Here is a 20,264-nt window from a genome sequence, read left to right as displayed (position 1 = left end):
GCCAGGCCGCCGGGTTGCTTCACTCGGCGGCATGGACCTGAACACCGTGCTGGAGGTGCGCGACGCCCGGCAGCGCGCCACCTGGCGCACCGGCGATGCCTGGCTGGGCGGCGGCACCTACCTCTTCTCCGAACCGCAGCCGCACCTCCGGCGCCTGGTGGACCTGAGCCGGATGGGCTGGGAGCCGGTCGGCCGACTCCCGGACGGCTCCGTGGAGATCGCCGCCACCTGCACCATCGCCCAGCTCTCCCGCTTCGCGGCGACCTTCCCGGCCCCGGCCGCGCCCCTCTTCGAGCAGTGCTGCCGCGCCTTCCTGGCCTCGTTCAAGATCTGGAACATGGCCACCGTCGGCGGCAACCTCTGCAACGGCCTGCCCGCCGGGCCGATGATCTCGCTGACCGCGGCCCTCGACGGCAGCTGCCTGCTCCAGGCCCAGGACGGCTCCCGGCGCCGCGTCAAGGTCGCCGACTTCATCACCGGCGCCGGCCGCAAGGACCTCGCCGACGGCGAACTCCTCCGCTCGGTGACCCTGCCCGCCCGCGCGCTGACCTGCCGGACCGCGTTCCGCCAGGTCTCCCTCTACGGGCTCGGCCGCTCCGGTGCCCTGGTCATCGGCGCCCTCGACCCCCTGGACGGCTCGCTGGCGATCACCGTCACCGCCGCCACCGTCCGGCCCTTCCGCCTCTGGTTCCCCACCCCGCCCGGCGCCGCCGTGCTGCGCGGCACCCTCGACAAGGCCGTCACCGACCCCGAGTGGTTCGACGACATCCACGGCCTGCCCGCCTGGCGGCGGCACATGGCGCTCCGCCTCGCCGAGGAGGTCCGCGCCGAACTCACCACCCACTCGCCGTCCCCCAGGGAGGCTGTCCGATGAGCTACGCCCTTCACGTCAACGGCCGGGACTTCGACGCCGAACCGCGCCCCGGCCAGTGCCTGCGCACCTACCTGCGGGACCGCGGCTGGTTCGGGGTGAAGAAGGGCTGCGACGGTGGTGACTGCGGGGCCTGCACGGTCCATGTCGACGGCGAACCGGTGCACAGCTGCCTCTACCCGGCCGTACGCGCCGACGGCCGCCGCGTCACCACCGTCGAGGGCCTGGCCGAACCGGACGGCGAACTCCATCCCGTCCAAAGGAAGTTCCTCGGCGCCCAGGGCTTCCAGTGCGGCTTCTGCACCGCCGGCTTCCTGATGACCACGGCCAAGCTGGACGAGGAACAACTCACCGACCTCCCAAGGGCGTTGAAGGGCAACCTCTGCCGCTGCACCGGCTACCGCGCCATCGAGGACGCGATCCGCGGCGTCAGCCACGTCGAGGAGCCCCGCCCCGGGGAGTCGGTCGGCCGCAGCCTGGGCGCCCCGGCCGGCCCCCAGGTGGTCACCGGAACGGCCCGCTACACCTTCGACATCGAGGTCGAGGGACTGCTCCACATGAAACTGCTGCGCTCCCCGCACCCGCACGCCCGGATCGTCTCCATCGACACCGCCGACGCGCTGCGCGTCCCCGGCGTGCACCTCGTCCTCACCCACCACGACGCCCCCGAGCGGCTGTTCTCCTCCGCCCGCCACGAGCACCCCACCGAGGACCCCGACGACACCCGGGTCCTGGACGACACGGTCCGCTTCGTCGGGCAGCGGGTGGCCGCCGTGGTCGCCGACACCGAGGGCGCCGCCGAGGAGGGCTGCCGCCGGATCGCCGTGGAGTACGAGGTGCTGCCGCACGTCCTGGACCCGGAGGAGGCGATGCGGCCCGGCGCCCCGGTGGTCCACGCCAAGGACTCCGCGGACTGCCGGATCTCCCGCCCGCAGGACAACGTCGTCGGCGAGGTGCACGGCGAGATCGGCAGCGTCGAGCAGGGCTTCGCCGAGGCCGACCTGGTCTACGAGGAGACCTTCCGCACCCAGCGGGTGCAGCACGCCAGCCTGGAGACGCACGGCGCCGTCGCCTACTTCGAGGAGAAGGAGGACGGCGACGGCGAGCGGATCGTGGTGCGCTCCAGCACCCAGGTCCCGTTCCTGACCCGGCGTGCCCTGTGCGCCCTGTACGACCTGCCGGAGGACGGGGTCCGGGTGGTCGCCGGCCGGGTCGGCGGCGGCTTCGGCGGCAAACAGGAGATGCTGACCGAGGACGTCGTGGTGCTGGCCGCGATGCGCCTGCACCGGCCGGTCAAGCTGGAGTTCACCCGCGCCGAGCAGTTCTTCGGCGCCACCACCCGACACCCCTTCACCATCGGCATCAAGGCCGGCGCCAAGCGGGACGGCACCCTGACCGCCCTCCAGCTCCGGGTGGTCTCCAACACCGGCGCGTACGGCAACCACGGCCCCGCGGTGATGTTCCACAGCGTCGGCGAGTCCATGGCCGTCTACCGCGCGCCGCACAAGAAGGTCAACGCCTACTCCGTCTACACCCACTGCGTACCGGCCGGCGCGTTCCGCGGCTACGGGCTGGGCCAGGTCACCTTCGCCGTGGAATCGACCATGGACGAACTGGCCCGCCGCCTGGCCATCGATCCGCTGGTCTTCCGCGAACGCAACATCATCGGCCCCGGGGAGCACATGATCAGCCCCGGCGGCGAGGAGGAGGACCTGCACATCGCCAGCTACGGCCTGGACCAGTGCCTGCAGGTCGTCCGCGACGCGATCGCCGCCGACCGCAGCGCCGACGACGCCCCCGAGGGCTGGCTGGTCGGCCAGGGCACCGCGATGTCGATGATCGCCACCGGCCCGCCCGGCGGCCACTACGCCGATGCCACCGTGACGCTCCTGGAGGACGGCACCTACGACATCGCCGTCGGCACCGCCGAGTTCGGCAACGGCACCACCACCGTCCACAAGCAGATCACCGCCGGCGCACTGGGCACCACCGTCGACCGGATCGTCATCCGGCAGTCCGACACCGACGTGGTCCGGCACGACACCGGCGCCTTCGGCTCGGCGGGCACCGTCGTGGCCGGCAAGGCCGTGATGCGCGCGGCCAACGGGCTGGCCGAGCGGATCCTGTCGTTCGCCGCCGAATACGCCCGCACCCCGCGCAGCCAGTGCCAGTTGCTGACCGATGCCGTGGAGTGCGCCGGGCGGACGGTCCCGCTCAAGGAACTGCACGAGGCCGCCCGCGAGCGCGACGTGGAACTGGCGACGGACGGGCACTGGGGCGGCTCCCCGCGCTCGGTGGCCTTCAACGCCCAGTGGTTCCGGATCGCCGTCGACCCCGACACCGGCGAGATCAGGATCCTGCGCAGCGTCCACGCGGCCGACGCGGGCAAGGTCATGAACCCGATGCAGTGCCGCGGCCAGGTCGAGGGCGGGGTCGCCCAGGCGCTCGGCGCCACCCTCTTCGAACAGGTCCTGGTCGACGCCGGCGGCAAGGTCCTCACCCCCGCGTTCCGCCGCTACCGGCTGCCGGCCTTCGCGGACGTCCCGCGCACCGAGGTGCACTTCATGGAGACCTCGGACGCCATCGGCCCACTGGGCGCCAAGTCGATGAGCGAGAGCCCGTTCAACCCGGTCGCCCCCGCCTTCGGCAACGCGCTGCGCGACGCCACCGGGGTGCGCTTCACCGAGGTGCCCTTCCTCCGGGACAAGGTGTGGCTGGCCCTCTCCGAGCACCGCGCGGAGGGCGGCGAGGAGGGCTGGTCGTCCCGGGCGCACCCGTCGCGGGAGGGCTCCGTGTGACCACCGCCCGGTCGCCCGGACGGGGGCGGCGGTTCCGGGACGGCACTGCGAGGTCCCGGAACTGCCACCCTCTTGCCCCTATTCGACTCACTTACGCAAGGGAAACATGGGTCGGTGGTTGGCAGATGTGATTGAGCCATACGCCGCCGGGGCATCACAGGGAGGCAGCCGCCGCGTGGATCGTCTCCAGGGGGACACCGATGAGTCGACTCAGCCCGCCGCCCCGCCCCGTCGCCGTCCGCGGCACGCCCGGTGACGCCCCGCCCGCCGCCCGGTGCTTCCAGGTCAGCGGCCAGCTGCGCCGCCCGCTCGCGCTGACCGTCGCCGACCTGCGGGAGCGCTGGCCGCAGCGGCACGCTCCGGTGGTCTTCGACTGCGCCACCAACGGCCCGCAGCACCACACCTTCGACGGTCCGCTGCTGCGGGACGTCCTGGACGAGGCGGGTCCCGTCTTCGACGCCCGGCGGCGCAAGGACCGCTCCCGTTTCCTGCTGACCGTGACCGGCGGGGACGGCCACCACACCGTGCTGTCCTGGGCGGAGATCGACGCCGACTTCGGCGACGCCCCGATCCTTTTGGCCACGGCGATGGACGGGGAGCCGCTGGACGCGGCGGGCAGCCAGCTCGTGGTGCCGTCCGACCGCTGCGGCGCGCGGTACATCAGCGCCATCACCGGCATCTGGGTGGGCACCTGCCCGGCGCCGGGGGAGCAGTAGGCCGCGGGCCGCGCCGGGGCGGCCGCCGGCCGCGCGCCGGATCGGTCAGCGCTCGGCGGCCAGCGCGACCTCGGTCGACTTGATCAGCGCGGTCACCTCGGAACCGGTGGCCAGACCCAGGGCGGCCGCCGCGTCCTTGGTGATCGCGGCGGTCAGCTCCCCGCCCGCCACGGCCACCTTGACCCCGGCCATCGCGCCGCCGGTGGTCACCGCGACGACGGTCCCCGGGAGCCGGTTGCGAATGCTCAGCCCGTCCACCGCGCCGGTGGCCAGGGCGACCTCGGTGGACTTCACCAGCGCGCGCACCGGTGAGCCGACCGTGATGCCGAGGTCGTCGACGGCCTCCACGGTGATCGCGGCAGTGAGCGTCTGGCCGCCGGACAGCCGTACCGCGACGGTCGACATCACCTCCCCGGCGGTGACGGCGAGAACCGTGCCGGGGAGCTGGTTGCGGATGCTGAGGCTCATGGGAGACCACTTCCTCGGGTACGAGAGGTGCGGTACGGCACGACGCGGCACCGCGAGCGGAAAGCCGCGTAATGCGGGGCAATCCAAAGCAACACAGAGCACCCCAGTGCAACTCAGAGCAATCCGGAGCAATCAAGAGCAACACGAGCGCAATAGAGAGCAATGAGGCGCAATGCGCATTACGGCTGGGATATCCGTAATGCTCTTCCTGTCCCTCGCACTGTAATCGGCTCCGGGCGCGGATTCCTCGCGGGATTCGGCCTGCCGGGTGCGGCCCCCGTGCATGACGCCCGGTTTTCCGGTGGCCGGAACTTGCGCTTGTCCCTTCCTCCAACGGACCTTGCATCTGCTGTGGAGGAATGCCAAAAGGATTGTAAATGCGAGCCAATACCTCATATCTTGTCGCACATGCAGTCCTACACAATCGGCCAGGCGGCGCGGCTCCTCGGCGTAAGTCCGGACACCGCCCGCCGCTGGGCGGATGCCGGACGGGTCGCCACCCACCGCGACGACAGCGGCCGTCGCCTCATCGACGGCCGGGATCTGGCCGCCTTCTCGATCGAGGTGGGCCAGTCCGCCGGCGGCGAGGAGGACGACACCTACACCTCCGTCCGCAACGCCTTCCCGGGCATCGTCACCGCCGTCAAACTCGGCGATGTCGCCGCCCAGGTCGAGATCCAGGCCGGCCCGCACCGTCTGGTGTCCCTGCTCACCCGTGAAGCGGTGGAGGAACTCGGACTGGAAGTCGGCATGCAGGCCGTCGCACGGGTGAAATCCACCAGCGTGCACATCGACCGCACCTGAACCCCCGCGTGCCACCACCCGGAGATCCGCCCCCACGTCCCCTCCGGGCCGGCCGCCACACCCAGCGGCGTCGCCCGTCCACGGCGCGGCTATGTCCCCATCCGCTCGGGCGACCGCATCGCCCTGCGCACCAAGGAGTCCGCACCATGTCCCCGTTCCTCACCGGACGCCGCGCCGCCACCGCGCTCGTCACCGCCGCCCTCCTCGTCCCGCTCGCCGCCTGCTCCGGCGGCAGCGGTGACAACGCCAAGAAGGACAGCGACGGCGGGTCCGGCAGCACCACGAAGCTCACCGTGCTCGCCGCCGCCTCGCTCACCGACGTCTTCCAGAAGGCCGGCGCCGTCTACGAGAAGGAGCACCCGGGCGCCAAGGTCACCTTCTCGTTCGCCGGCTCCCAGGAGCTCGCCGCCCAGGTCAAGCAGGGCGCCCCCGCCGACGCCCTGGTCACCGCCGACACCAAGACCATGGACGGGCTCAAGGCGGACACCGGTGCCCCCACCGTCATCGCCAAGAACCGCCTGGTCATCGCCACGGGCAAGGGCAACCCCAAGAAGGTCGGCGCCCTGGCGGACCTCGCCGACAGCAAGCTGAAGGTGGTGCTGGCCGCCCCCGAGGTGCCGGTCGGCCGCTACAGCAAGAAGGTCCTGGACGCGCAGAAGTTGACCGTCAAGCCGGTCTCGCAGGAGCCCAACGTCCGGGCCGTCCTCAGCAAGGTGGAACTCGGTGAGGCGGACGCCGGCATCGTCTACAAGACGGACGCCGCCACCGCGCCCAAGAAGGTCGACGCCATCGACATCCCCGACGCCCAGAACGCCGTCGCCTCCTACCCGGCGGCCACCCTCAAGTCCTCCCAGCACTCCGCCGCGGCCGCCGCGTTCGTGAAGTGGCTGAGCACCCCGGAGGCGCAGAAGCTCCTCCAGGACGCGGGCTTCCAGAAGCCGTGACCCGTGCGGGGTGGGGACTGTCCGGCTCGGGGGAGCGGGCAGTCCCCACCCCGCCGCCGTCCCCGCCGCCGTCCGCCCGGACCCGACGCCCGCCCCGATCCCAGGACTCCCGATGAGCCGCCCCAGCCCCTCCGGCCCGGCGCCGGCCGGTCGACGCCGCACGCCCGGTGCCCGCACCCCCGTCGCCTTGGCCGTCCCCGCGCTGCTCGCCATCGCGTTCCTGCTGATGCCGCTGCTGGGCATCCTCGCCCGCACCAGCTGGGGCGACCTCGGCACCCATCTGACCAGCCCCGGAGTGCTCGAAGCGCTCCGGCTGTCGCTGCTGGTGTCGGGCTGGGCGCTGGGCCTGTCGCTGCTCCTGGGCGTCCCGCTGGCCTGGCTGCTGGCCCGGGTCGACTTCCCCGGCAAGGTGCTGGTCCGCTCCCTCGTGCTGCTGCCGATGGTGCTGCCGCCGACCGTCGGCGGTGTCGCCCTGCTGCTCGGCTTCGGCCGTCGCGGACTCCTCGGTCCCTGGCTGGAGGACACCTTCGGCATCGTGCTGCCGTTCCACACCTCGGGTGCGGTGGTCGCGGCCACCTTCGTCGCGATGCCCTTCCTCGTGATCAGCCTGGAGGGCACCCTCGCCGGGCTCCGCCCCAGCTACGAGGAGACCGCGGCGTCCCTCGGCGCCTCGCCGGTACGGGTCTTCTGCACCGTCACCCTCCCGATGGTCGCCCCCGGCCTGGCCGCCGGCGCCGCGCTGACCTGGGCCCGCGCGCTCGGCGAATTCGGCGCGACCATCACCTTCGCCGGAAACCTGCCCGGCACCACCCAGACCCTGCCGCTCCAGGTCTATCTGCTGCTCCAGGACTCCCCGGAAGCGGCCACCTCCGTCTCCCTGCTGCTGCTCGCCATCGCCATGGCCGTGCTGGTGTGCCTGCGCGGGCGGTGGACGGGCGGGCCCGCGGACCGGTCCGGCCGCGCCGGCCGCCGCGGGCGTGCCGGTCGTGGCGACGGCGCCGACGGCATCGGAAGCGGCAGCGGTGCCGACACCGGCAGCGGTGGTGAGCGGGCGACGGGTGGCGCACCCATCGGCGAGGGCGCCGCGGCCGCCGGGACGGAGGGGACCGTCGTGCCGCAGGCGGTCGGCACCGCGGCCACCGGGCATCCGCAGGCGTCCGCGCCGGACCCGTCCCTCGGGGAACGCTGGCCGCTGCACGCCGACGTCACCGGCTTCACCGAACTCGCACTCCAGGCCACCCCGGGAACCACCATCGCCGTCGTCGGCCCCAACGGCGCCGGCAAGACCACCCTGCTGCGCGCCCTGCTCGGGCTCACCCCGCGCGCCCGCGCCGCCCTCCGGCTGGGGGAGTCCGACGTCACCGCACTGCCCCCGCACCGCCGGGGCGTCGCCTGGGTACCCCAGGACGGGGCCCTCTTCCCGCATCTGACGGCGCTGGCCAACACCGCCTACGGGCTGCGTGCCCAGGGCGTCCCGCGCGCCGAGGCCCGGCGCACCGCACAGCAGTGGCTCGACCGGCTCGGCGTCGGCCCGCTCGCCCACCGTCGGCCCGCCCAACTCTCCGGCGGCCAGGCCCAGCGCGTCGCCCTGGCCCGGGCGCTGGCCGCCCGGCCGCGTCTGCTGCTGCTCGACGAACCGCTGGCCGCTCTCGATCAGACCACCCGGGCGCACGTCCGGCACACCCTGCGCGGCCATCTCGCCGGCTTCGGCGGGGTCTGCCTGATCGTCACCCACGACCCCGTCGAGGCGGTCTCGCTCGCCGACCGGGTCCTCGTCCTGGACGGTGGCCGTGCCCTCCAGGACGCCCCGCCCGCCGAGGTCACCCGGAACCCCCGCTCGCCCTGGGTGGCCCGGATGCTCGGCCGCAACGCCTGGTCCGGCACCGCGGCCGGCGACGGACTCGCGCTCACCGGAGGCGGCCACCTGGTCGTGGCCGACCCGCTCCCCGACGGCACCCAGGCGCTCGCGGTGATCGCCCCCGAGGCGGTCTCGGTGCACGTCGCCAAGCCCGCGGGCAGTCCGCGCAACGTCTGGCCCGGCACCGTACGGGAGATCACCGCCGCGGGCAGCCGGCTGCGGGTCGTCGTCACCTCTCCCGAGGCGCCCGATCTCGTCGCCGAGATCACTCCGGCGGCGGCCCTGGAACTCGGTCTCGCCGACGGCGCCGCCGTCTGGACCAGCGTCAAGGCCACCGAGGTCACCCTGGTGACACTCTGACGATGCGTCAGCTCTGTGGCCGGAGCCCACGGGCGGCAGGTCGCCGTCTGCGCCGCATGTCCCGGCGTCGCGCCGTGATCAGTGCGAGGTGCCCGCCGGCTCCAGTACGAAGACCGGTATCCGGCGGTCCGTCTTGCGCTGGTAGTCGGCGTAGTCGGGGAACGCCTCGACCGCCCGCGCCCACCACGCGGCCTTCTCCTCGCCGGTGACCTCACGGGCCGTCATGTCCCGGCGGACCGGACCGTCCTGGAGCTCCACCCGCGGATCGGCGAGCACGTTGTGGTACCAGACCGGATTCGTGGGCGCGCCGCCCTGGGACGCCACCGCGGCGTACGCCCCCTCGTGCTCCACCCGCATCAGCGGGCTCTTGCGGAGCTTGCCGGACTTGGCGCCGCGTGTGGTCAGCACGATCACCGGCAGGCCACGGAGCGTGGTGCCCTCCGTGCCGCCGGATCCCTCGTACAACTCGACCTGATCGCGGACCCACGCGGTCGGGCTCGGCTCGTACTCTCCCTGCAGGGGCATGGCGTCCGCCCTCTCGTCGAAGACTCCTGGTCCTGGGAGAACGCCGGAGCCGGCGCGATCATTCCGGCTCCGCCGCATCGATGGCCGGCAGCTGTCGTCCGGTGCCGTGGCTCCCGGCCGGGAACGTCTTCGGCCACCGCCGGGAGCACGGTCCGGAGCGGCCGCTCAGGAGACCAGCTCGACCGCCCGGCTCCGGCTGCGGCGGTGCTGCTCGGCCCAGTTCGCCAACGCCGCCTCGCAGGCGTGGTCGAGGTGGCGCAGCCCGCTCAGGTCGAGTTCCACGTCCCGGTCGGCCGGCAGCGACTCCAACTGGTCGAGGAGCTTGGGCAGCCGAAGGAAGGTGGCGTTGCCGACCGCCCGCACCCGCACCGGGCCGGGAACGCTGGGGATGTGCACCTCCAGGTGTGCCTTGGAGGTCTCCCACGCGGTCTTGGCCACGGCCAGCAGCAGACCGATCAGCACGCCCTCGAACATGTTCACCGTCACGATGGCGATCGCGGTGACGCACAGCACCACCGCCTCGCCGCGGTGCGCCCGCCACAACGGCCGCAGCTCCCGCAGCGGGATCAACTTCCAGCCCGCGTGCACCAGTACACCGGCCAGCGCCGCGACCGGCACCACGCCCAGCGCCGCCGGGAACGCCGCCGCGAACAGCAGCAGCCACACCCCGTGCAGCACCCGGGACGCCTTGGTCCGCGCCCCCGCCTGGACGTTGGCGGCACTGCGCACGATCACCGCCGTCATCGGCAGCGCGCCGAGCACTCCGCACACCGCGTTGCCGGCGCCCTGGGCCATCAGCTCCTTGTCGTAGTCGGTCCGCGCCCCGTCGTGCAGCCGGTCCACCGCCGCCGCGCTGAACAGCGACTCCGCGGACGCGATCAGGGTGAAGGCCAACACCGTGCCCAGGACCCCGAGTTCGGTCAGCCGGCCGATGTCGGCCAGACCGGGCGGCTGGATCGCGTCCAGCAGCCCGCTGACCTGCACCCGGGCGACCGGCAGATCCAGTGCCCAGACCGAGGTGGTGGCCAGTGCGACCGCCGCCAGCGGGGCCGGCAGGATCCGCGCCGCACGCCGCCAGCGCGGCCACAGCACCAACACGGCAATGGTGCCGGCGCCGATGGCGAGCGCGGCGAGGGCGGTGCCGGACCGTGCGGTGTCCAGCACCAGCCGTGGCAGCGCCCCGATGTTGGCCAGGCCGCTGCCCGGTGCCTTGGCGTCCGCCAGGGCGTAGAGCTGTCCGGCGATCAGGACCAGCCCGATGCCCGCCAGCATGCCCTGCACCACCGCGACCGAGATCGCCCGGAACCAGCGCCCCAACTTCAGGGCGCCCATGGCCAGTTGGAAGACACCCGCGGCCAGCACCAGGGCACCCAGCACGCCCAGGCCGTACGTCTTGACCGCTTCGAAGACCAGCACCGTCAGACCGGCGGCCGGGCCGCTGACCTGAAGGCTGCTGCCGGGGAGCAGGCCGGTGACCAGTCCGCCGACGATGCCGGTGACCAGCCCCAGTTCGGCCGGTACGCCGGAGGCGACCGCCACGCCCACGCACAGCGGGACGGCGACGAGGAAGACCACGAGGGAGGCGGTGAAGTCCGCCCGGAGGAAAGGGAATCGCTTCATCACGTACAGCCCGCCTTCACAGAGGGAGGAACACGTCGGCGGCCGGCTGGTGCACGGACACCGACCCGGTGTGCACCTCGTAGAACCAGCCGTGCAGTCGCACCTCGCCGGCGTCCAGCCGCTCCCGTACACACGGGTAGCCGCCCAGTCGGTCCAGTTGCCGGCAGACGTGCCGCTGCACGGCCGTGGTGACGGCCGGCCCGTCGTCGCCCGGCAGTTCGTCGGAGAGTTGGAGCGCCAGCCAGTCACGGACGGCGGGCGCACCGGTCAGGTCCTCGCCGCGGGCCCGGGCGCCGACCGCGCCGCAGTGCGAGTGGCCGCAGACGACGATGTCGGCGACCCGGAGCACCCGCATCGCGTATTCGATGGTGGCGGCTTCCGCGCTGGCCGCCATGCCTTCCTGGTAGACGGGCACGGCGTTGCCGGCCGTGCGGAGTTCGAAGAGTTCGCCGGGCCGGGCCCCGGTGATCAGGGACGGGATGACCCGGGAGTCGGAGCAGGTGATGAACAGGGCGAGGGGCGACTGCCCGGCGGCGAGCCGGCCGAAGGTCTCCTGTTCTTCCTGCTGTGCGGCAATGCGGGCGGTCAGGCCCCGGGCATGCTGGATGAAGGTCTCCACGAGGAGGTCTCCTGCTGAAGAGTGATGCCATCGTGGGGATGGCGGGGACGTGCGGCACTCAGGAGGCGGGGCGCGACGCGGGGCCGTTGCCCGCCACGGGGCCGATCAGCAGCGGAAGACGCAGTGGAGTACGGGGAGTTGGGCCGGTCTGGGAGCCTGTGGGCCACCGTCGGCGGCCGGCACCGGTCCCGTCGGTTCGTCGTCGCCGGCCGCACCGCTCAGGTGTGGCGGCAGCGGTCGCCGGGTGGGCGGTACCCCCTCCGCGGCCGGCGTCAGCCGCCCGGGGCGGCTGCGCTCGATCTCGCGCTTGGAGTGCTTCTCCTCTTCGGAAAGGGAGTTCGCGGCCGCCGCCGCGCCGGAGGACTTCGACGCCGAGGCGGCCGGGCGCGCGGACTTGAGCGCGTACGCCGGTGCCGCCGCGCCGAGCAGGATCGTCAGGATGATGGCGAGCGCGGTCAGCGGCAGACGGCACGGGGCCGGTATCCGGGGGCGCGCCCCCGGTATCCCGGTGTCCTTCCGCATCGTCGTCCTCCGCATCGCCCCGTGGTGTGGGGGCCGTTCGGTCGTTCGGCAGGGGGTGGGGCCGCCGCGCGCTCGGCGCGGGCGACCGCGGTGGTGCACGGCTGTCGTCGTCGGGACGCGGTTCCGGTCGCGTGCGCTCAGCGCCGACCGCGTGGTCCGGAACCTCGCTCCCATAGTGCAGCATCCAGGTTTCCAGTATGAAAACGAGAAATGACGCCATGTTGCGGGGTTTCTCAGGGATATCGGGCGTCGCCGGCTCCCCGGGCGGCCAGTACGGCCACAGGGACCACCGCAGCCGCGAGCACCCCGCAGGCCAGGGCCAACACCGGGAACCCGCCCGCGGCCAGCACCGGTCCGGAGGCCATCCCGCCGGTCGCGCCGGCCAGTGCGATCCCGACGTCCACCAGCCCCTGGGAGCCGGCGCGACGGGCCGGCGGCAGTGCTTCGGTGACCAGCGCGGTGCCGCTGACCAGCCCGAAGTTCCAGCCGACGCCCAGCAGTACCAGCGCCACGGCGAGCCCGGCCACCGCATGCGGCGGGGTGAGCGTGGCGAGCAGCCCGGCGCCGAGCAGCGTCACCCCGGACGCCGCGGCCACCCGGTGCGGCCCGACCCGGTCGACCCACAGTCCGGTGAGCGGGGACGGCAGGAACATCGCCCCGACGTGCAGCGCGATCACCAGGCCGGCCGCCTGGGTGCCGTGGCCGTGCGCGCGCAGGTGCACCGGCGTCATGGTCATCAGCGCGATCATCACCAGTTGGGTGAGGAGCATCACCGAGGTGCCGGCGGCCAGACCGCGCCGCTGTACGGCCGTCAGGCCGGGGGCCGCGGAAGAGGCGGCCCCGTCGTCCGGTGGCGCACCCGCACCGGTCGGTGCCGGTGTCCGGGGCGCCGGCAGCGGATCGGGCCGCAGCAGGCAGGCCAGGACGACGGCCGCGGCGGCGAACGCGGCGGCGGCCAACAGGAACGGCCCGGCGAGCCGGGGCACGCCCCAGGCCAGGGCCAAATTCCCGGTCGCGGTCACCAGGTTGGGACCGGCCACCGCGCCGAGCGTGGTGGCGAACAGCACGGTGCTCACCGCGCGTCCGCGCCGGTCCGGCGGGGCCAGGTCGGCGCCCGCGTAGCGCGCCATCAGGTTCGTCGCGGTGCCCGCGCCGTAGACCAGCAGGGACGGGAAGAGCAGCAGGACGCTGTCCAGGGCGGCGGCGGCCACCACGCCCAGGCTGCCGAGCGCCCCGGCCCCGTACCCCAGCACGAGTCCGGAGCGGCGGCCCCGGCGTTGGGAGAGCCGGCCGATGCCCGCGGCGCCCACCGCCGATCCGGCGGTGAACAGGGCGCTGGGCACGCCGGCCAGCCCGGTCGAGCCGAGCATGTCCTCGGCGAGCAGCGCCCCGACCGTGATCCCGGCCGCCAGGCCCGCCCCGCTGAGCACCTGCGAGAACACCAGGACGGCCAGCAGCCGCCGCGGCGCGGTACCGGTCATGCGGCCAGCGGCTCCAGCGCCGCGATCTCCGCGAGGGACAGCCCCATCCGCTGGTGCAGGAAGCGGACGATGGTCCAGTGCGGCAGCGCGTCCTCCTCGAACGGGCCGAACTCCCGGCAGTACAACGGGATCCAGCGCAGCGCCTCGTCGAGCGCCCGCTCCCGGCCCGGCTCCTGCTGGTACGCCTCGTAGCCGATGCTGCGGTGCTCGATGAAGTAGCCGCCCGGGAGCCGTTCCCGGCACAGCGCGCGGTATTCGCGGGTCTGCAGGATGAGGTAGTGCCAGATCTCGTCGATGTCCTGCTCGACGGGGAGGAACAGCCCGCTGAGCCGGTCGCGGTAGCGGGACACGAGATAGAGGTAGCGCAGGCACTCGGTGACCTGGCGGGCCACGAACTCCCGCGGCGCGCCGGTCTTCTCCTCGAAGTGGGCGATGACTTCGGTGTGCAACGGTGCGCCGAGGAGGTCCCGGAGGTCCTCGACGGAGATCAACCGGTGCGGGGCTGCCACGGCGGGTGCGGTGCCCGCGGTCGCCGGCGCGGTCCGGTGGGTCATGCCTCTCCTCTCGCCAGCCAGGAGTACTTCCCGGACCGGCCGATGGGGATGTGCGGACGGTGGTCGAGCCGGCAGTGCCGGCCGGTGAGTTCGGCGATGCTCCGCTCCAGCGCGGCGGTGTCCGCCGCCGCCAGGGGCGCGCCGCTGAAGGTGGTGTAGGCCAGTAGTGCCTCGGTGGCACCCATCAGGCGCAGTTGGTGGACGAAGATCTGCGGGGTCGCCTCGCTGATGCACCGGTCGAGGTCGCCCTGGGCCACCGGACCGTGCCGGGTGTCCAGCAGTTCCTTCTGGCGGCCGGAGAACCGGGCGATCTTCTGCGGGTCGGGGGTGCCGTCCGTGGTCCGTACGCAGTCGCCCGAGCGGTACCGGATGAGCGGCATGTAGGGGTTGCGGACGCTGGAGACGATCAGGTGGTACAGGGCGCTGCCCGGGGCGACCGGGTGGAGTTCGACGCTCATCTTGTCCAGGTGGGGCCGGTAGTTGCCGCGGCGGTCGCTGGAGTAGAGGTAGCCGAGTTCGGTGCTGCCGAAGAGGTCGATGATCGGGCAGGCGAAGTGCTGGTGCAGGAAGCGCTGCACGTTCACCGGGGTGTATTCGTAGGCGTGGATGATGCTGGCGGGCGGCGGGAAGTCGTCCCACAACCCCCATTCGCCGACTTTGCGCACCAGATGCGCGAGGTGGTAGCCGGAGCAGTCGAGGTGGTACCAGCCCTGGGGGTGCGCCTGCCGGGCGGTGCGGATCTCGTCGAGCATGCGGACCACGTCGTCGCGGCTCCACAGCGCCGGGTCGAGCCGCAGGTTGAGGTAGCACGTGCGGTCGTCGAGCCGGCGGTCGTCGAGAGCGGGTACGGGGTCGGGTACGGTGCCGCGCTTGGCGGCGTTGACCCGTGCGACGTGCTCCGTCGCCAGGACGGTCGTCAGCGAGACGCGGCGGCATCCCGCCTCCCAGGTGGCGGCGAGGTCGGGGTGCTCGCTCCACAGCCGGTAGTAGGAGTGCAGCAGGAAGTACGGGGGCCGGATGAGCTGCATCCGGGCGTGGTTGGTGCCCGTGGAGAGCACGAACTCGGCCTCGCCGGACTCCAGAGCGGCGGCCAGCCGGGGCGTCATCCAGTTGTCGGGGAAGCCGCGGGCGATCTCCGGCTTGTCGAGCACCGGGAAGTGGCCCTTCGCCAGTGACGCGCGGTAGATCGGGATGTCGCGGATCTGCTCGATGACCTCGGCGGTCGGCTGGCCTTCCATGGGATCCCTCGGGTGTGTGCGCGGACGGGGGCCGCCCGGGACGTCGGGTGCGGTGGGCCGGTCGGCGGGCCGGCGGCGGTGCGGTCGCCGCCGGCCCGCCGGGGCCGTCAGCCGGGCGTCAGGAGATACAGCCGCTCTTGGGCGCGGCGCTGATGCAGCCGGCCTTGGGGGCGGCGCTGACGCAGCCGTTCTTCGCCGCCCGCGGGTCCGCTCCCGCGGAGTTGGCGGCCACCCAGCTCTGCCAGACGTCGTCCTGGGCCATCTTCTTGATGAGCTGCTCCATGGGGACCTCCATGTGTGTGGGGAAGGGGGGCGGCACCCGGCGGTGCGGTGATGACCTGCGCCGATGCCGACTCCATGAAGGTAAAAGGCTCGCCAAGTGGATGTCAACGAAAGGCAATGTCAGGGGCTTGGTAATGCAGGGCGGTGCGCCAACTTTGGCGGGATTGCACCGCGATGACCGGCCGCGGAACTCTCTGACGGGTAGTCAGCTAGGACATGTGGCGCCATGCCGCGACGGTCCGCCGCCCGGCGGCCCCGGGCCGGGTGCGTTCGGGTGACCTCCCCAGCGGGTCCGCCGTCCGGCCGCCGCGCACGGGGAACGATCACGACCGTCCACCGCTTCCCCCACCCCAGGGAGCCCGCTGTGCGCATCCTGCTGCTCGCCGGCGCGTTCAACAGCCTCACCCAGCGCGCCCACGCCGAACTCGCCGACCGCGGACACCACCTCGGCGTCGAACTGGTCACCCGCGGGACCCCACTTGCCACACTGGTGCCGCGGCACGCCCCCGACCTGATCGTCGCGCCGATGCTCACCACGGCCGTCCCCCGCGAGGTCTGGTCCGCCTGGCCGTGCCTGATCGTCCACCCCGGCCCGCTCGGCGACCGCGGGCCGTCCTCGGTCGACTGGGCCGTCCACCTGGGCGCCGAACGGTGGGGCGTCACCGTCCTCCAGGCCAACGACGCGATGGACGCCGGCGACATCTGGGCGACGGCCGAGTGCCCGGTCCCGGCCGTCGGCAAGAGCGACCTCTACCGCAACGAGATCGCCGACGCGGCCATCGAGGCGCTGCTGACCGCCGTCGCCCGCTTCGCCTCCGGCACCCACCGCCCGGAACCGCAGCACACCCTCCCTGCCACCCGGCTCCTCGGCCGCCCCCGGCCCCCGCTCCGCCAGGCCGACCGCCGTATCGACTGGGCGGCCGACCCGACCGAGACCGTCCTGCGCACCCTCCGGGCCGCCGATTCCCGCCCCGGCGTACGGGACGAACTCCTCGGCGGCACCTGGTTCCTGCACGGCGGCCACCCCGAGGACACCCTCACCGGGCGCCCCGGCGAACTGCTCGCCACCCGCCACGGCGCGCTCTGCCGGGCCACCGTCGACGGCGCCGTCTGGATCCCCGAACTCCGCCCGGCCCGCGCCCCGGGAGAGCCCGCCACCGTCAAACTGCCCGCCACCCTCGCCCTGGGCGACCGGCTCCTGCCGCTGCCCGAGGCCCCGGCCCCACTGGAGGCCGGCGACGGCCCCTGCACCTGGACCGACATCCGCTACCACGAGGACGGACCGGCCGGATTCCTGCGCTTCGCCTTCCCCGGCGGCGCGATGAGCACCGACCACTGCCGGCGGCTGCTCGCCGCCTACCGCTACGCCTGCACCCGGCCCACCACCGTCCTGGTCCTCGGCGGACAGCGGGACTTCTTCTCCAACGGCATCCACCTCAACGTCATCGAGGCGGCCGCCGACCCCGCCGCGGAATCCTGGGCCAACATCAACGCCATCGACGACCTGGTGCACGCCGTGCTGACCACCACCGACCGGCTGGTGATCGCCGCCCTCGGCGGCAACGCGGCGGCCGGCGGCGCGATGCTGGCGCTCGCCGCCGACGAGGTCTGGTGCCGCTCGGCCGCCGTCCTCAACCCGCACTACCGGCTGATGGGCCTCCACGGCTCGGAGTACTGGACGTACACCCTGCCGCGCCGGGTCGGGCCGGAGGCGGCCGGGCACCTGACGGCCCGCGCCCTGCCGGTCACCGCGGCCCGCGGGCAGCGGCTCGGCCTGGTCGACCGGATCCTCGACTGCACCGCGCAGGAGTTCGGCGACCACACCGGACGGCTCGCCCGCCGGCTCGCCGCGGCGCCCGGCATCCAGCCCCGGATCGCCGCGAAGAAGGAACGCCGGGAGAGCGATGAGGCGCGGCGGCCGCTCGCCGCCTACCGGGCGGACGAACTCGCCCGCATGCGGCGCACGTTCTTCGATCCGGACGCCCCGTACCACGCGTTGCGCCGCGCCTTCGTCCGCAAGGAGCCCCCGCCCGGCACACCGGCACACCTGAACGCCGGTGCCGCGCACGCGGGCGGCACGGCGCAGGTATCCCCTTGACGGGCCGGAACGGGCCGGCGGCCGCGCGGATGCCGGCTGCCGAACCGTTCCTCCCGTAGCGGTTACCCGGCCGGATTCACGGCGTCGGCAGGTACTTGTACCCGATGCCGAAGACGGTGCTGATCAGCTTCCGCCGCCCCGGTCCCAGCCGCCGGCGGAGCCGGGCGATGTGCACGTCCACCGTGCGGTCGCTGGACCGGCAGTCGGGCCAGACCGCGGCCATCAGCTGCGGCCGGGTGAACGCCCGCCGAGGGTTCAGCACCAGGTGGGCCAGCAGGTCGAACTCCAGCCGGGGGACGTCGATCTGCCGGCCGTCGATGGCGACGGTGCGGGCCGCGGTGTCGATCTGGATCGGGTCCGACGCGGCCTCTCCGGGCGGCTGCGCGCCGGAGGCCGGGGCGGGCGGTTGCGCGCAGGGCGGGGCGAGGATGATGTGGAGCTTGTCGGAGGTCAATCGGTGAACCGATACGGGCTCCAAATCGTGCAAGGTGAGTTGCCACTTGCCGTCGGGGAGCCGGTCTACCGCCAAGGGTGGCCCTCCGCCGGGGCCGGCCTTTGCCGGCCGGCCGAAATCGGCATCCGGTCGCAACGCAAGGGGGGTCGTCGACGCGTTCATAAACATGATCTGGGCCCATTCCTCTTGCAAAGCAGGCGTGTTCGGACAGACATGGCGGTGCTCGACGTGCGGCGCGCGGTTCGATGACGCCGCAATCGCTGCGCAGGCCGGTGAGGAGTCGGGCGGGTGCACCGGCACTCGTGATGCGGGTGCGCCCGGCGGGCCCCTCACCCTCCCGTCCCTGTTAGGGAGGGTGTTCGCGCCCGTGCCCGTACTCGGCCGTGACGTGAACAACCGTCACGTCACCGGTCTGACCGAACGCTACATGTGATCGCGCGCTTCCGGATAGTAGCTTCCGCTAATCACAGTTGCTCTTGAGCCGATTTCATGTTTGCCCGCTTCGGGGTGGACGGCGGCCCCATGTGTCGAGTCGTCGACGGTCGAGAAGCGGTGTATTGCGCACCGATTTCTTTACGACTCCCTTATGAACCCCTCTCGTTCTCCCACCCGCCGCGACGGCGCCGTACCGCATCGCGAGGGGCGCAGGTGGGGGAGGAGCGCCGCGGTCGGCCCGCGCGGCCGAAGTCCCCTAATACTGCAATCACAGTTGTGGGGTTTGGCCTCGGCGTTTGTAGTGGCTGCAGCGAGCGCGTGTCTGGCTTAGCCGTCTCCACCATGACCAGTGCAGATGGTGGGTCGGCGTGAGGTGTTGTGGGCGGAGGAGCAGTCCGATCAGGCGGCGTATCTCCGCAACGGACAGGGGTATCAGGCGGGTTTGTCCAAGATCGCTGCCCCCTTTGACAGTTCCTGGGCACGGATGGCGGTCAGTGCGGCGAGTGCGGCCATGGACAGGGTGATGTGCCGGTACCAGGCGTCGTAGCGGCGGACCTGGTAGTGGTCCAGGCCGCACTCGTTCTTCGCGGCCTGGAAACATTCCTCGACCTGCCACCGGGCCCCGGCCACCCGGGCCAGGTTCCTCAGCCGTGTGCCGACCGGGCCGTAGCAGACGTAGTAAGCAATCTCAGCGGGATCGGTGAGACTGCGGCGGGCCAGTACCCAGTGACCGAAGCCGTTCTCCCACCAGATCCGGATCGGAACCCGGGCCCAGTCGTAGAACCGCTGTCCGTGGGCGCCGGCCCCTGCCGATACGCGTTTCCACGCCTGCCGCGGCAGCCCGGCCACCAGGGCGTCGACCCGGACCTCGGCGCCCCGGGTGGTGATGACGGTGTCGTTGACCTTGGTCGCCAGCACATGCGCGACCGCGCGCTGCTCCAGCCAGTACCGCAGCCGCTTGACCTGCCCGTATGCCTCGTCCGCGGTCACCCACGCGAACGGCACCTCCGCGTCCAGGGCCCGCTGGAGCATGGCCTGAAAGTGCTCGATCTTCGTAGCGAACGGCACCTCGTCCGGGATCCCGGCCGCCCGGCACCGCTCCCGGTCATCCGTCCAGGACTTCGGCAGATACAACTCCCTGTCGATCAACGCCCGCCCCCGCCCGGAGGCGTAGGCGAGGAAAGTGCCGATCTGGGAGTTCTCCGTCCGCCCCGCAGTGCCGGAGTACTGCCTCTGCACCCCGGCCGACCTGGTGCCCTTCTTCAAAAACCCGGTGTCGTCACCGATCAGCACCGCGTCCTTGTCACCGATGCTCTCCACGACGAAGTCCCGCACGTCATCGCGGACCCCGTCAGCATCCCAGTCCGCCACGCCCAACAGCCGCTGCATCCCGATCGGATGTGCCTCACCGGCTCGTTCCGCCAGCGACCAGCCGTTCTTGCGTTCCAACGGCGCGACCAGCCCGGCCATGTACTCCAACGCCCGGCCCCGCGGCTCCGAGCGGGCAAACCGCGCAGCGAACCGCGCGTGTAACCCCGCCAACACCTCACGCCATGACTCGACTTGACGCGCACCAAGATCCACAGACACCAGCACACCCAACCACACCAAACCCCA

At 72.7% G+C, this 20,264-nt stretch carries 18 protein-coding genes; 7 read left to right on the top strand and 11 right to left on the bottom strand.

Annotated features, from left to right (window positions below):
• The first annotated feature begins 31 nt into the window (after window positions 1–31).
• The 3 genes from CG747_RS12435 (at window position 32) to CG747_RS12425 (ending at window position 4,385) form a co-directional block, all read left to right on the top strand.
• Window positions 32–874, top strand: coding sequence for a xanthine dehydrogenase family protein subunit M (locus CG747_RS12435; RefSeq protein ID WP_100601754.1), 843 nt, complete (start codon window positions 32–34; stop codon window positions 872–874).
• Window positions 871–3,669, top strand: coding sequence for a molybdopterin-dependent oxidoreductase (locus tag CG747_RS12430; protein WP_100601753.1), 2,799 nt, complete (start codon window positions 871–873; stop codon window positions 3,667–3,669). The genes CG747_RS12435 and CG747_RS12430 overlap by 4 nt, the downstream gene beginning before the upstream one ends.
• Window positions 3,670–3,869: 200 nt before the next feature.
• Window positions 3,870–4,385, top strand: coding sequence for a molybdopterin-dependent oxidoreductase (locus CG747_RS12425; RefSeq protein ID WP_100601752.1), 516 nt, complete (start codon window positions 3,870–3,872; stop codon window positions 4,383–4,385).
• Window positions 4,386–4,430: 45 nt separating this feature from the next.
• On the opposite strand, the gene CG747_RS12420 is transcribed toward CG747_RS12425, so the two are convergent.
• Window positions 4,431–4,853, bottom strand: a complete 423-nt coding sequence (locus CG747_RS12420; RefSeq protein ID WP_100601751.1) for a TOBE domain-containing protein — start codon at window positions 4,851–4,853, stop codon at window positions 4,431–4,433.
• Between the two features lie 408 nt (window positions 4,854–5,261).
• Between CG747_RS12420 and CG747_RS12415 the strand changes: the two genes are divergently transcribed.
• The 3 genes from CG747_RS12415 to CG747_RS12405 all read left to right on the top strand — a co-directional run bounded on the left by CG747_RS12415 (window position 5,262) and on the right by CG747_RS12405 (window position 8,819).
• Window positions 5,262–5,657, top strand: a complete 396-nt coding sequence (locus tag CG747_RS12415) for a molybdopterin-binding protein (protein WP_100601900.1) — start codon at window positions 5,262–5,264, stop codon at window positions 5,655–5,657.
• Between the two features lie 146 nt (window positions 5,658–5,803).
• The gene (modA, locus tag CG747_RS12410; protein WP_100601750.1) at window positions 5,804–6,601 is read left to right on the top strand and encodes a molybdate ABC transporter substrate-binding protein; all 798 of its coding nucleotides are present in this window, start codon (window positions 5,804–5,806) and stop codon (window positions 6,599–6,601) included.
• A 112-nt stretch (window positions 6,602–6,713) separates the two neighbouring features.
• Window positions 6,714–8,819: an ABC transporter permease gene (locus tag CG747_RS12405; protein WP_100601749.1), complete on the top strand. Its 2,106-nt coding sequence runs from the start codon at window positions 6,714–6,716 to the stop codon at window positions 8,817–8,819.
• Window positions 8,820–8,897: 78 nt separating this feature from the next.
• Here the strand turns inward: CG747_RS12405 and CG747_RS12400 are convergent, their stop codons facing one another.
• The 8 genes from CG747_RS12400 to CG747_RS47930 all read right to left on the bottom strand — a co-directional run bounded on the left by CG747_RS12400 (window position 8,898) and on the right by CG747_RS47930 (window position 15,661).
• Entirely contained in the window at window positions 8,898–9,344 is a 447-nt protein-coding gene (locus CG747_RS12400) for a nitroreductase family deazaflavin-dependent oxidoreductase (RefSeq protein ID WP_100601748.1), read from the bottom strand.
• Between the two features lie 165 nt (window positions 9,345–9,509).
• Entirely contained in the window at window positions 9,510–10,964 is a 1,455-nt protein-coding gene (locus tag CG747_RS12395) for a SulP family inorganic anion transporter (RefSeq protein WP_100601747.1), read from the bottom strand.
• Window positions 10,965–10,980: 16 nt separating this feature from the next.
• Window positions 10,981–11,583, bottom strand: a complete 603-nt coding sequence (locus CG747_RS12390; RefSeq protein WP_100601746.1) for a carbonic anhydrase — start codon at window positions 11,581–11,583, stop codon at window positions 10,981–10,983.
• Between the two features lie 105 nt (window positions 11,584–11,688).
• Window positions 11,689–12,105 (bottom strand): hypothetical protein, encoded by a 417-nt coding sequence (locus tag CG747_RS12385; RefSeq protein ID WP_100601745.1) that lies wholly within the window; start codon window positions 12,103–12,105, stop codon window positions 11,689–11,691.
• A gap of 233 nt (window positions 12,106–12,338) precedes the next feature.
• Window positions 12,339–13,586, bottom strand: a complete 1,248-nt coding sequence (locus CG747_RS12380; protein WP_100601744.1) for an MFS transporter — start codon at window positions 13,584–13,586, stop codon at window positions 12,339–12,341.
• Window positions 13,583–14,140 carry a hypothetical protein gene (locus CG747_RS12375; protein ID WP_100601743.1) on the bottom strand — a complete coding sequence of 186 codons (558 nt, stop codon included), beginning with the start codon at window positions 14,138–14,140 and terminating at the stop codon, window positions 13,583–13,585. Before CG747_RS12375 ends, CG747_RS12380 begins: the two co-directional genes overlap by 4 nt.
• Window positions 14,137–15,378 (bottom strand): hypothetical protein, encoded by a 1,242-nt coding sequence (locus CG747_RS12370; protein WP_100601742.1) that lies wholly within the window; start codon window positions 15,376–15,378, stop codon window positions 14,137–14,139. The genes CG747_RS12375 and CG747_RS12370 overlap by 4 nt, the downstream gene beginning before the upstream one ends.
• Window positions 15,379–15,496: 118 nt before the next feature.
• On the bottom strand, window positions 15,497–15,661 hold the full coding sequence (locus CG747_RS47930) for a hypothetical protein (RefSeq protein WP_180985500.1): 165 nt from the start codon (window positions 15,659–15,661) through the stop codon (window positions 15,497–15,499).
• Window positions 15,662–16,024: 363 nt separating this feature from the next.
• On the opposite strand from CG747_RS47930, the gene CG747_RS12365 reads away from it, so the two are divergent.
• The gene (locus tag CG747_RS12365) at window positions 16,025–17,758 is read left to right on the top strand and encodes an enoyl-CoA hydratase-related protein (RefSeq protein ID WP_100601741.1); all 1,734 of its coding nucleotides are present in this window, start codon (window positions 16,025–16,027) and stop codon (window positions 17,756–17,758) included.
• 76 nt (window positions 17,759–17,834) lie between these two features.
• On the opposite strand, the gene CG747_RS12360 is transcribed toward CG747_RS12365, so the two are convergent.
• Window positions 17,835–18,212 (bottom strand): winged helix-turn-helix domain-containing protein, encoded by a 378-nt coding sequence (locus CG747_RS12360; protein ID WP_257980363.1) that lies wholly within the window; start codon window positions 18,210–18,212, stop codon window positions 17,835–17,837.
• Window positions 18,213–19,079: 867 nt separating this feature from the next.
• Window positions 19,080–20,237 carry an IS701 family transposase gene (locus tag CG747_RS12355; protein ID WP_374701764.1) on the bottom strand — a complete coding sequence of 386 codons (1,158 nt, stop codon included), beginning with the start codon at window positions 20,235–20,237 and terminating at the stop codon, window positions 19,080–19,082.
• Between the last annotated feature and the right edge of the window lie 27 nt (window positions 20,238–20,264).

This window comes from Streptomyces sp. CB02959 (genome assembly GCF_002803155.1).
GTDB lineage: Bacteria > Actinomycetota > Actinomycetes > Streptomycetales > Streptomycetaceae > Streptomyces.
The sequence above is the reverse complement of the archived record's forward strand: the minus strand, read 5'-3'. Positions and strand labels throughout refer to the sequence as shown.